We start from the raw sequence: 11,081 nt of genomic DNA, 5'->3' as shown, positions 1-11,081 counted from the left end.
TCTCCGTGTCGCCGGTGGCGCCTGCGACGGCCTCGCCGGTGAGCGTCAGTTCGCTCGGAGATCGGGGAAGCGCTGATACGTGTCGATCAGCAGATCGACGATGTCGGGGAGCTGTGGTTGCTCGTCGCTCCGCAGCAACCCTCGCTCGCGCAGGTCGCCGAGTAGACGCCGCTCGATCTCCGCGATCGTGAGCGTTCCGCGAGCCGCCTCGAAGGCGCGCTGAGCCTCGGCGTTCTCGAACCAGTACGCCTTCCACGAGATCGAGATCCGAACGGCGTCGACCGGGTAGCCGCCGATGCGCTCGCCGTCGGGAGCGCTCATGACCCACTCGCCGTCGTGGTGGTGCAGCGTTGCGCCGGCGACGATGTCGACCGGCGCGGGTTCGTCGTCGGCGCCGACCCGTTCGACGCCGTGGTAGATGGAGTCGGTGTCGAGCACCATCGCCGTGTTGTCGGTCGCCTCGAACCGCCGCGGCGCGCCGTCGGGCCCGTCGGGGAAATAGCGCAGCGCGCCGCCGGGGGCGTCACCGAAGTACGAGATGCCGGTGGTGATCGGCACCCGGAGGTCTTCGAACAGCCCGCTGGCGCGCATCACGACGAGCAACCACTGCGGCGTGATCGCCCGCTCGGCCCCGGCGAACTCCGGCACGTCGATGTGGACCGCCAGCTCCTGGCCCGGGACGAGCAGGTTGAGGTAGAGGATCGCCGGTGCGACGACCGCCTCGCCGCCGTTGTCGCCGTAGATCGAGCGCGCGGCGTCACGCAGCGCCGGCAGCGTGTTGAGGGCCTCGAAGCCGGGGACGACGACCCGGTCGGCGTGCATCAGCGTCGACCGGAAGTAGCCCGTCCGCCGGATCAGCGTCGACGGTGGTTCCTGCACACCCGCGTAGCCGCCGGTCGTGATGTAGTTCCGCGCGGCGTCGTAACGCTCTGCGACCTTCGACTCGAGTTCGCCGCTCGACTTCTCGGCCGCGTACAACCCGTACGGCCCGCCGGCCAGGATCCCCGCGTTGATCGCCGCCGCCTCGTCGGGCGCCATCAACGGATCGAGGTGCACGTGCTGCCGTTCGGCTGCCACTCGGGTCAGGAGGTGCGTCATGGGCTCTGGTGTAGCAGAGTCAGTCGGGATCGAAATACGCCGCGCGCTCGAATCCGTGGCGGGCTGCGACGAGGTTCGAGGGGAACGCCTCGGTGCGACGATTCAGCTCGGCGACCTTGATGTTGTAGAAGCGCCGGGCTGCCCCGATGCGATCCTCGGTCATCGCGAGTTCGTGCTGCAACGTGAGGAAGTTCTGTTGCGTGTCGAGCGCCGGGTACCGCTCCCGGAGTGCGACCACGGCGCGAGCAGCGGCCGCGAGCTGCTGTTCGGGTTCGGAACGAGCATGTGCGGTGTGAGCCGCCTGGGCAGCCGACCGCTCCTTCGCGACGAGGTCGTCGAGCAGGCGTCGTTCGTGCGCCGCCGCGCCGCGGACGCTCTCGACGAGGGGCGGGATCAGCGCGTGACGTCGCTCGAGTTCGGTGTCGATCGTGGCCCACGAGTCGGCGACGACCTGCCGAGCGGCGACGAGGCGATTGAACGAGAGCAGGTAGGCGAGCGCCAGTGCGCCGAGTACCACGACGACGGCGATGAGCAGGTTGATCATCACGCCTTGTTGTACAGGGTCTGCAACACGCGTGGGAAACGTTCGGGCACGGTGACCGCCCACTCGAGGTAGTCGAGCATGGCGTTCGGGTCGAGACGCCCGCTGACCTCGATCAGCAGGAGGTCGTCTCGGAGTTCGTAGTCGGACGTCGAGGCATACCCCTGCTCGTCGAGGAACCAGTTGATCGCGGCGCCGTCGAGGAGAGTGACGGCGAAGCGTTCGTCGTCACTGTCCACCTTGAACCGTTTGTTGAACCGCTCCGACTCGACCTCGATGTCACGGCGCCCGACCGCGCGAGCCAGCTTCGAGAAGAGTCCTTCTCGACCGATCGTCGTGTGCGGGGCACGGAACGGAAGCGTCACGACCGCGCACGTGTGGTGGTAGGTCGACGTCCGGTGACCACCGTCGCCGTCGGACCGGCGCACCTTGTAGGTGAACTCGAACACGGTGTTGCGGTCCTCGGGCTTCGTGAACCGCATCGAGATGTGTCGCGAGTCCCCCTTGCGCAGCAGATCGAACCCGCTGAACGGCACCGCAGCCCGGTCGACCACGACCCGATAGCCGCGCGCTGCCGCCGCGCTGATCGCGGCCTCCTTGCGCTTCTTGTTCCGGAGGTATCGGTAGCCCTGCAGCGCGCCGAACACCACGAGGGCGAGCACGATGAGTGAGGCGGGGTCCATGTGCCTCATCATGCCAATCGAGGCGCTGCTGGTGCGCCGCATTCGTTCTCAGCGGTGGGTCGCCACCTCGGTGTGTCGACGACCTCCGGCCGATCGTTCGGATGCCGAGCAGGTCGTGCGTGGGCGCTGCGGTCGCCGACCGCGCCGGATCGTTTGTCGAGCTCGCCTCGGCAATCCGGCTGCCATGAACTGCTAGAGGTCGTACTCGCGGACCGAGGCCCGGAACGCCGAGGGCGTCGTGCCGGTCTCACGGCGGAAGTACTTCACGAAGTTCGTCGCCTCGTCGAATCCGAGCTGTTGGCTGACCGTAGCGACGGTGTCGTCGGTGAGCGCGAGTCGACGTCTTGCTTCGAGCACGATGCGAGCGACGATGACGTCTTTGGCCGAGACATCCGCGATCCCACGACATGCTCGGTTGAGCGTTCTCGCTGAACAGCCGAGCGTGTGTGCGTACGGGGCCACGAGGTGCCAGCGTCGGTATCCGTCGTCGACGGCGGAGCGGTAGTCGCGATAGCGCCGCAGCACGTTCGGATCGACGAGTTGGTGTGTGGTCGCCGCGCTCACGCCGAGCGCGAGGCGACTGACGAGCACCGCGGTCTGGATCTCGAGGAGCTGCCCCACCTGCTGGCGATCCACGGGCAGCTTCGCGTCGGCGTCCATTCGATCGAACAACTCGGCGACCGCGCCGGCGGCTTCGTGGTCGAGGCGTACGTGCGCAGGCAGCTCGTGCGTGTCGTCGGCGACGAGATGTCCGCTGACGATCAGCATCCAGCCCGTCCAGTTGCTCGGAGGTCCGAAGCGATGGACCTGCCCGGGGGAGATCACGAGGCATGACCCGCCGACCAGCTCGTGCGTCTCGAAGTCGACCACATGGGTGTACGACCCGGACCGGACAGAGATGAAGCACTGGAAGTCGATGCGCTCGAAACCACGGTGTGGATCCGATGCGACGCGGGCCCGTAGCTCGGCTGCGTCGATCAGCTCGATGTGGAGCCGGTACGCGTCGTCGTGCGGGCGATAGCGAACCGGGACGACGTCGACCATGTCCGATTCTTACCATCATTGGCCCCGTTCTGACCTTGCCTCCATCGACGGCGTGCTTCAGGCTCGAACCAGGAACCGAACGAAGGGGAAGCGAATGGACATACGAGGTCTGGGCTACATCGGAATCACCGCTGAAGACGTCGACGAGTGGCGCCCGTACGGTGAGATGTTGGGCGCAGCGGTGGCCGACGACCGCGCCGGGCTCCGATTGCGGTTCGACGAACGGCCGTACCGCGTGCTCGTCGGAGCAGGCGCCGACGGCCTGGCGTTCGCCGGATGGGAGCTACCGGACTCGGCGGCGCTCGAATCGGCCGCCGCCCAGCTGACGGCGGCGGGACTCACGATCGATCGTGGCTCGGTCGAGGAGTGCGAGCATCGGTTGGTCCGAGGGCTGTTGCGTGTCACCGACCCTGGCGGTTTCGTACTCGAACTGTTCCACGGGCCGATCCTCGATCATCGGCGCTTCGTCTCGCCGGCGGGCATCAGCGGGTTCACGATGGGAGCTCATGGCATGGGGCACATCGTGCTCGGCACCCCCGCACTCGACGCTTCGATCAGCTTCTACACCAGCGTGCTCGGCTTCCAGATCAGCGACTACTGGCGACCCGGAGACGAGGACGTGGTCTTCCTCCGGTGCAACCAGCGGCACCACAGCCTCGCGCTCGTCCCGGCACCCGAACCGGCGCTCTACCACTTCATGGTCGAGGCTCGGACGCTCGACGACGTCGGCTACACGCTCGACCGTCACATCGATGCGGGAACACCGATCTCGATGACCCTCGGCAAGCACACCAACGATCACATGGTGTCGTTCTACAGCCGCTCTCCCGCAGGGTTCGACGTCGAGTTCGGATGCGGCGGCCTCCTCGTCGACGACGCGACGTGGACCGTGACCCAGATCACCGAGCCGAGCTTCTGGGGCCACCGTTCCCCGACTGCATAGCCACGTCGAGGTGGGCGCACCGAGTCCGTACCGCGGAGAGCATCAGCCGGGCTCGGTCAGATCGGGTAGAGCGAGGTGAGCACCTCGGGGAGGTGGCCCGGTATTCCGACGGCCCAGTCGTGGAAGCCGAAGAAGAACTCGTGGTCCATCCGATCGGTGATGCACAGCATCCACGGACCCCAGAACTCGAAGCGGACCGCGTGCGCAGCGTTGCCACGGAGGAACCAGTCGATGGCACGCCCGTCGAGCATCGTGATGGCGAACCGTTCGTCGTCGCTGTCGACTCGGTACAGGTCGTTGAACCGCGGCGACTCGACCTCGATGTCGCGGCGCCCGAGGCGCGCCCCGAGCTTCGACCAGAAACCTTCCGGACCGATCTTCGTGTGCGGCGCAGCGAACGGCAGCGACACCAGCGCACAGGTGTGTCGATGCGTCTGAGCGGTGTCGCCGCTCCCGGTCGTGTACTCGTACGCGAACACCGAGTCGTGTTTGCCGGGCCGCCAGAACTGGAACGACACCTTCTTCGACTTGCCGCGCTCGAACAGGTCGAAGCGCAGCTCGGGTGGTCCCTTGGTGGAGGGGTCGACCTGGAATCCGTAGCGCGCCGCCATCGCGACGGCCGCGGCGACTCTGCGCAGCCGCGCCCGCCTGATGATCAGGAATGCCACGCCCAGGCCGGCAGCCAACACGGCCAACGTCACCAACGAAACGACGTCCATTCCTCCCGACGGTAGCGACCGAGGTCGCAGTCGTCGTTCAGTCGGCCTCGCGCCTCTCGGCGTCTTGGCAAGCGCGTCAGGTGGCGAGCTTCGCCGCGAGCGGGCCGACGATCGCGGTGACGAGCACGTAGCCGGCGGCGAGCGCACCGAGTTCGGGGCCGTCGGCGAGGTCGGCGCCGAGCGCTGCGATGACGATGGAGAACTCACCGCGAGCGATCAACGCGGTGCCGACACGGAGGCGACCACGTTTGCCGGCACCGATCCGGCGGGCGGCGTACCAGCCGGTGCCGATCTTCGTCGCCGAGGTGACGACGGCGAGAGCGAGGGCCGGCAGCGCTGCGTCGAACAGGTCGGCCGGATCGATCTGAAACGAGAAGAAGACGAAGAACGTCGCGGCGAACAGGTCGCGGAGCGGCGCGATGAGACGGTGAGCTCGGTCGGCGACGGCACCCGACAGCGCGATGCCGACGAGGAACGCGCCGATCGCTCCCGACACCTCGAGCGACTGGGCGCCGCCGGCGACGAGCAGGATGAGCCCGAACACGGCGAGCAGCAACGATTCGTCCGATCCGCCACCGAGCGCCGACGTGAGATGCTCACCCCAGCGGAGGGCGGCGAAGAGGATGATCAGCACGGTGACGATCGCGATCGTCACGCTCGTGGCCATGGCAAGCGCCGTGCCGCCGACGATCAGGGCCGCCACCACCGGCAGGTAGACCGCCATCGCCAGGTCTTCGATGACGAGGAGGTTGAGGATCGCCGGGGTCTCGCGGTTGGCCAGACGGCCGAGGTCGGCGAGCACCTTCGAGATCACACCCGACGACGAGATCCAGGTGACGCCGCCGAGCAGCGTGGCCGCGATCGGATCCCAACCGAGCAACATGCCGAGCGCGAAGCCGGGCAGCGCATTGCTCGCCATGTCGACCAAGCCCGGCGGAACGCCGGTGCGCAGCCCGTTCTTCAGCTCGGCCTGCGAGTACTCGAGGCCGAGGGTGAACAGGAGCAGCAACACGCCGATCTCGGCGGTGAGCGAGATGAACTCCTCGCTGACGCTGACCCGAGCGATGCCGCCGTCGCCGAACGCGAGGCCGGCGATCAGATACAGCGGAACGGCGGTGACGCCGATCCGCCCGGCGAGCCGCGAGACCAACGCGAGTCCGAGCGCGACGGCGCCGACCTCGAGAAAGGCGAGCGCTGCTTCAGCGCTTCCCGCAGCCAGCATGAAGTCGTGCCTCCGCCCGAGGCCGAGTCAGCTCGCGGCGAGCAGATCGTGGAGAGCGGCCAACCCCTCGAGGGTGCCGACGGCGACGATGACGTCGTCTTCTTCGAACACGAACTCCGGCCCGGGAGCGGGAATCGTCGAGTCGTCGCGAACCACGGCAACGATCGACGACCCGGTTCGCGTGCGGTAGGCGCCGTCGCCGATCGACGTCGAGATCGCCGGTGACCCGGTGTGCACCGTGAGCCACTCGATGCCGAGGCCTTCGATCTCGTGCAGCACCGCGCCGACGCTCTCGGTCACCTGGCTCGTACCGAGCAACTCCGACATCGTCTGCGTGTCGTTGGACGTGAGCGTCACCATCGTGGTGCAGGCGTCGGGGTCGTCGGTGTTGTACGCCACGATCTCTCGGCGGCCGTCGCGATAGACGAGCACGCCGACGTCACGGCCTTCCTCGGTGGTGAAGTCATGACGCACCCCAACCCCGGGGAGCTTGGTCTCTCGCACAACAGGCATGCCACAGTCTGCCCCACAACCAGCGAACCTGGTTATTTCCATCCCGGATGGAAATAACCAGGACGGAAATGACCAGGTGGCGTCGCTGAGGGTGGTGGCCAGCACACCAGGTGGCGGGTTGCGCTGCGCCGCTACTCTCGCAGGCATGAGCGACAACGCACCGAACACCCCTGTCGACGTCAAGCCACGGTCGCGTGACGTCACCGACGGCATGCAGAAAGCGCCCTCGCGTTCGATGCTCCGCGCGGTCGGCATGGGCGACGACGACTGGGAGAAGCCCCAGGTCGCCATCGCGTCGTCGTGGAACGAAGTCACCCCGTGCAACATGACGCTGCGCAAGCTCGCCGAGCACGCCAAGGCCGGCGTCAACGCAGCCGGCGGATTCGGCATGGAGTTCGGCACGATCACGGTCTCCGACGGCATCTCGATGGGCCACGAAGGCATGAGAGCTTCATTGGTGTCGAGAGAGGTCATCACCGACTCGGTCGAAACCGTCATGCACGCCGAGCGCCTCGACGGGTTCGTCGGACTCGCCGGCTGCGACAAGTCGATCCCCGGCATGCTCATGGCCGCCGCCCGTCTCGACCTCGCCTCGGTGTTCGTGTACAACGGCTCGATCATGCCGGGCGAACACAACGGCAAGGCGCTCGACATCACGTCGGTGTTCGAAGCGGTCGGTGCCCACGCCGCCGGCACAATCGACGACGCCGAACTGCACGACATCGAAGTCAAGGCGTGCCCCGGTGAAGGCGCGTGCGGTGGCATGTTCACCGCCAACACGATGAGCTCGATCGCCGAAGCGCTCGGGATGAGCCTCCCCGGTTCGGCCTCGCCACCCGCGATCGACTCGCGCCGCGAAGACGACGCACGTCGTGCCGGTGAGGCATGCGTGCGACTTCTGGAAAAGGGCCTCACGCCGCGCAAGATCATGACGAAGGCGGCGTTCGAGAACGCGATCGCGCTCACCTCGGCGCTCGGCGGATCGACCAACGCCGTCCTCCACCTCCTCGCCATCGCGAACGAGGCGGGCGTCGCGCTCGAACTCGACGACTTCAACCGGATCGCCGATCGCGTGCCGCACATCGCCGACATGACCCCGGGCGGCAAGTTCCACATGAGCGACCTCGACAAGGTCGGCGGCGTGCCGATGGTGCTCAAGCACTTGCTCGACCACGGCATGCTCAACGGTGACTGCATGACCGTCACGGGCAAGACCATGGCCGAGAATCTCGCCGAGATGGACCTGCCCGGCCCGGACGGTGTGGTCGTGCACCCGATCGATGCGCCGATCCACAGCGAGGGTGGCATCAACATCCTGACCGGATCGCTCGCACCACAGGGCTCGGTCGTCAAGGTCGCCGGTCTCACCGCCGACCAGATGCACTTCGAAGGCCCGGCTCGCGTGTACGACGACGAGTCGTTCGCGATGGAGGCGATCCTCGCCGGCGAGATCAACGCGGGCGACGTGATCGTCATCCGCTACGAGGGCCCCAAGGGCGGCCCGGGTATGCGCGAGATGCTCGCCATCACCGGCGCCCTCAAGGGAGCCGGCCGCGGCGGCGACTGCGCGCTCATCACCGACGGTCGCTTCTCCGGCGGCACGTGGGGATTCTGCATCGGTCACGTGGCCCCCGAGGCCGTCGACGGTGGGCCGATCGCGTTCATCGAGGAGGGCGACCGGATCCTCATCGACGTGCCGACGAAGCGTCTCGACCTGCTCGTCGACGACGACGTGCTCGAGCAGCGCAAGCAGGGTTGGCAGCCGAACGCTCCTCGCTACACCACCGGCGTGCTCGGCAAGTACGCCCGCCTGGTGCAGGGCGCCGAGACCGGAGCGATCACCAACCCACTCTGACCCGGGTCGAGGGAGCCGACGCTCCGACCTAGCCTGTGCCCATGGCGAACCCTGGTGGAGTACGTGGATTCGGAGCGACGGTCGTCGGTTGGCTGATCGTCGCCGTCATCGTCTACTTCTTCTTCGGGTTCCTCATCGGCACGATTCGCTGGGTCTTCCGCTTCATCGTGGTCGTCGTGCTGATCGGCGCGCTGCTCACCGTCTGGTTCAAACTCCGCGGCGACGATTAGCGGACGGTTTGTCTCAGAGACAAACCGTCCGGCTGTGACAGGGCTGTGCGCATGATCGGTCGATGGGCTATCCCGATCGCATCATCCCCGACGGCAGCATCCATCACGTCATGAATCGTGGCGTGGCTCGCCAACCGATCTTCTTCACCGACAAGCACCGCATCGAGTTCGGTCGACTCCTCGCCGAGATCCACGAGCGCTTCGGCATCGAAGTGCTGGCCTATTGCCTCATGGGCAACCACTATCACCTGATCGTGAGGTGCCCGGCGGGACGATTGTCGGAGGCGATGCAGCACCTCGGTTCGACCTTCGTGCGCCATGTGAACGACGAGGTCGGGCGCGACGGTCCGCTGTTTCGCAGCCGATTCAAGTCGATCCTCGTCGACAGCGACCGGTATCTGCTTCGAGCGGTTCGCTACGTCCATCGCAACGCACTCGACCTCGCCGGGGTCACGTCACCGGCCGGCTATCGCTGGTCGAGCCACCGGGCCTACCTCGGGCACCGCCGCAGTCCCGAGTTCCTCGACACGAGCGTCGTGCTCGAGATGTTCGGCAACGACGTGGCTCGATTCGATCGCTTCGTCTGCGATAGCGAGATCCGACACCCATCAGCCGATCGCCCCGATCTCGCCGACCTGCGTCACACGATCGAACTCGCAGCGATGGTCGCCGACGACGCCGACGACACCTCGTCGGCATCGATCGTGCGGTCGGCCTCGATGCTGCTCACCGAGATGCTGACCGGCGCCGAACGTCAGCAGTGGATCGACGAACTGGGCGTGCCGAACCGCGAGGCGCTGCGCAAGGCGATGGGGCGGGCCCGGCAACGGATGGCGTCGATGGTGATGCTCGCCGATGTGATGGAGTTCGTCGCCAACGAGTTCGGCTTGGCCCGACCCGCAGCCTGACCCGGACGGTTTGTCTCTGAGACAAACCGTCCGGTCAGTCGGCGAGGGACTGATACACGAGCTGCTGGAGGAGGCCGCGGATGGGGTAGGTGCTCGACGGGAGGAGTTGGGTGAGGAACACTGCGATGAGGTCTTCGTGGGGGTCGACCCAGAACGCGGTGCTCGCGGCACCGCCCCACGCGAACGAACCCTCGGAGCCGATGATCTTGTGCTCGGCGCTCTCGAGTTCGACCGAGAAACCGAGGCCGAAGCCCATCCCGCTGAACTCGGTCTCGGCGAACAGCGGGCGGCCGAACGCTTCGAGCTCGGCGCCGCCGGGAAGATGGTTGCGGGTCATGTAGTCGACCGTGCGCGATCCGAGGATGCGCACGCCGTCGAGTTCGCCGCCGTTGAGCAGCATCTGCGCGAAGCGCAGGTAGTCGGCCGCCGTACCGCAGAGCCCACCGCCACCGCCGAGCATCGTCGGCTTCTTGTCGAGCGGCGCCGACGGCATGACCGCGGCATTCGCCGACGGCCCGTCGCCCCGGGCGTTGCCCGTCGGCTTGGGGAAGTAGAGCTCGGCGAACCGATCCTGCTTCGACGGGTCGACCCAGAACTCGGTGTCGGTCATCCCGAGCGGATCGAGGATTCGTTCGCGGAAGAACTCGTCGAGCGACTGACCCGAGATCACCTCGACCACGCGACCCAACACGTCGGTCGACACCCCGTACAACCATTCGCTGCCCGGCTGGAACGCCAACGGCAGTGCAGCCCACGCGTCGCACGCGCCTTCGAGGTCCATGCCCTTCGGCATGCCCCACTCGAACCCGGCCTGGCGGTACAGCGCGTCAGTCACGTGGTTGTTGTGGAACCCGTACGTGAGGCCCGACGTGTGCGTGAGCAGATGCCAGATGCGCATGGGCTCGGTGAGCGCCTCGGTCACCGGGGCGACGAACGAACCCGACCGATACACACGGCTCTCGCCGAACGACGGGATGAACTTCGACACCGGGTCCTTGAGCTGGAACCGGCCCTCCTCGTAGAGGATCATCGCCGCCACCGACGTGATCGGCTTCGTCATCGAGAACATCCGCACGATGGTGTCCGTCGACCACTCGGTGCCCTCCGCGATGTTGCGCAGCCCGTAGGTCGACTCGTACGCCAACTGCCCGTGTCGCATGATCGCCACCTGCCAGCCCGGCAGTCGACCGTCGTCGACGTACGGACGGAAATGGTCGTCGATCCGAGCGAAGCGGGACGGGTCGAAGCCCAACGACGACGGATCTGCGGTGACCTGCGGGTTGCTCATCGGGCCAGCGTTGCAGATTGTGTCGCGAGTCGGGAAC

12 protein-coding genes are annotated in these 11,081 nt (G+C 66.9%); 4 read left to right on the top strand and 8 right to left on the bottom strand.

The genetic code is table 11. From position 1 onward, the window contains the following. Nucleotides 1-45: 45 nt before the first annotated feature. The 4 genes from YM304_RS16925 to YM304_RS16905 all read right to left on the bottom strand — a co-directional run bounded on the left by YM304_RS16925 (nucleotide 46) and on the right by YM304_RS16905 (nucleotide 3,366). The gene (locus YM304_RS16925) at nucleotides 46-1,098 is read right to left on the bottom strand and encodes a hypothetical protein (protein ID WP_015442936.1); all 1,053 of its coding nucleotides are present in this window, start codon (nucleotides 1,096-1,098) and stop codon (nucleotides 46-48) included. Nucleotides 1,099-1,117: 19 nt separating this feature from the next. Further along, a complete protein-coding gene (locus tag YM304_RS16920; RefSeq protein ID WP_015442935.1) occupies nucleotides 1,118-1,642 on the bottom strand; it encodes a LemA family protein in 525 nt (174 codons plus the stop codon). After that, nucleotides 1,642-2,322 (bottom strand): hypothetical protein, encoded by a 681-nt coding sequence (locus YM304_RS22930; RefSeq protein ID WP_015442934.1) that lies wholly within the window; start codon nucleotides 2,320-2,322, stop codon nucleotides 1,642-1,644. Before YM304_RS22930 ends, YM304_RS16920 begins: the two co-directional genes overlap by 1 nt. A gap of 192 nt (nucleotides 2,323-2,514) precedes the next feature. Next, a complete protein-coding gene (locus YM304_RS16905; protein ID WP_015442933.1) occupies nucleotides 2,515-3,366 on the bottom strand; it encodes an AraC family transcriptional regulator in 852 nt (283 codons plus the stop codon). 94 nt (nucleotides 3,367-3,460) lie between these two features. On the opposite strand from YM304_RS16905, the gene YM304_RS16900 reads away from it, so the two are divergent. Further along, nucleotides 3,461-4,309: a VOC family protein gene (locus tag YM304_RS16900; protein WP_015442932.1), complete on the top strand. Its 849-nt coding sequence runs from the start codon at nucleotides 3,461-3,463 to the stop codon at nucleotides 4,307-4,309. Nucleotides 4,310-4,365: 56 nt separating this feature from the next. On the opposite strand, the gene YM304_RS16895 is transcribed toward YM304_RS16900, so the two are convergent. From YM304_RS16895 to YM304_RS25105, 3 genes are all read right to left on the bottom strand, one after another. Further along, nucleotides 4,366-5,028, bottom strand: coding sequence for a hypothetical protein (locus YM304_RS16895; protein WP_015442931.1), 663 nt, complete (start codon nucleotides 5,026-5,028; stop codon nucleotides 4,366-4,368). A 76-nt stretch (nucleotides 5,029-5,104) separates the two neighbouring features. Then, complete coding sequence (locus tag YM304_RS16890) at nucleotides 5,105-6,250, bottom strand: cation:proton antiporter (RefSeq protein ID WP_015442930.1); 1,146 nt, start codon at nucleotides 6,248-6,250, stop codon at nucleotides 5,105-5,107. A gap of 27 nt (nucleotides 6,251-6,277) precedes the next feature. After that, the gene (locus tag YM304_RS25105; RefSeq protein ID WP_051071479.1) at nucleotides 6,278-6,724 is read right to left on the bottom strand and encodes a cation:proton antiporter regulatory subunit; all 447 of its coding nucleotides are present in this window, start codon (nucleotides 6,722-6,724) and stop codon (nucleotides 6,278-6,280) included. Nucleotides 6,725-6,908: 184 nt separating this feature from the next. On the opposite strand from YM304_RS25105, the gene ilvD reads away from it, so the two are divergent. The 3 genes from ilvD to YM304_RS22925 all read left to right on the top strand — a co-directional run bounded on the left by ilvD (nucleotide 6,909) and on the right by YM304_RS22925 (nucleotide 9,756). Next, nucleotides 6,909-8,618 (top strand): dihydroxy-acid dehydratase, encoded by a 1,710-nt coding sequence (gene ilvD, locus YM304_RS16880; protein WP_015442928.1) that lies wholly within the window; start codon nucleotides 6,909-6,911, stop codon nucleotides 8,616-8,618. A gap of 41 nt (nucleotides 8,619-8,659) precedes the next feature. Then, nucleotides 8,660-8,848 (top strand): hypothetical protein, encoded by a 189-nt coding sequence (locus tag YM304_RS16875; RefSeq protein WP_015442927.1) that lies wholly within the window; start codon nucleotides 8,660-8,662, stop codon nucleotides 8,846-8,848. Between the two features lie 62 nt (nucleotides 8,849-8,910). Next, nucleotides 8,911-9,756 (top strand): transposase, encoded by an 846-nt coding sequence (locus YM304_RS22925; RefSeq protein WP_015442926.1) that lies wholly within the window; start codon nucleotides 8,911-8,913, stop codon nucleotides 9,754-9,756. 34 nt (nucleotides 9,757-9,790) lie between these two features. On the opposite strand, the gene YM304_RS16865 is transcribed toward YM304_RS22925, so the two are convergent. Further along, nucleotides 9,791-11,044 (bottom strand): serine hydrolase domain-containing protein, encoded by a 1,254-nt coding sequence (locus tag YM304_RS16865; RefSeq protein ID WP_041300418.1) that lies wholly within the window; start codon nucleotides 11,042-11,044, stop codon nucleotides 9,791-9,793. Between the last annotated feature and the right edge of the window lie 37 nt (nucleotides 11,045-11,081).

The sequence above is a fragment of the Ilumatobacter coccineus YM16-304 genome, assembly GCF_000348785.1.
GTDB lineage: Bacteria > Actinomycetota > Acidimicrobiia > Acidimicrobiales > Ilumatobacteraceae > Ilumatobacter_A > Ilumatobacter_A coccineus.
This window is presented reverse-complemented; position numbering and strand designations above follow the sequence as displayed.

Coding starts and splice junctions, on each gene's coding strand:
- YM304_RS22925 (WP_015442926.1), top strand. CDS start 8,911: ATGGGCTATCCCGATCGCATCATCCCCGACGGCAGCATCCATCACGTC.
- YM304_RS16925 (WP_015442936.1), bottom strand. CDS start 1,098: ATGACGCACCTCCTGACCCGAGTGGCAGCCGAACGGCAGCACGTGCAC.
- YM304_RS16865 (WP_041300418.1), bottom strand. CDS start 11,044: ATGAGCAACCCGCAGGTCACCGCAGATCCGTCGTCGTTGGGCTTCGAC.
- ilvD (WP_015442928.1), top strand. CDS start 6,909: ATGAGCGACAACGCACCGAACACCCCTGTCGACGTCAAGCCACGGTCG.
- YM304_RS16920 (WP_015442935.1), bottom strand. CDS start 1,642: ATGATCAACCTGCTCATCGCCGTCGTCGTGGTACTCGGCGCACTGGCG.
- YM304_RS16900 (WP_015442932.1), top strand. CDS start 3,461: ATGGACATACGAGGTCTGGGCTACATCGGAATCACCGCTGAAGACGTC.
- YM304_RS16875 (WP_015442927.1), top strand. CDS start 8,660: ATGGCGAACCCTGGTGGAGTACGTGGATTCGGAGCGACGGTCGTCGGT.
- YM304_RS16895 (WP_015442931.1), bottom strand. CDS start 5,028: ATGGACGTCGTTTCGTTGGTGACGTTGGCCGTGTTGGCTGCCGGCCTG.
- YM304_RS16890 (WP_015442930.1), bottom strand. CDS start 6,250: ATGCTGGCTGCGGGAAGCGCTGAAGCAGCGCTCGCCTTTCTCGAGGTC.
- YM304_RS16905 (WP_015442933.1), bottom strand. CDS start 3,366: ATGGTCGACGTCGTCCCGGTTCGCTATCGCCCGCACGACGACGCGTAC.
- YM304_RS22930 (WP_015442934.1), bottom strand. CDS start 2,322: ATGGACCCCGCCTCACTCATCGTGCTCGCCCTCGTGGTGTTCGGCGCG.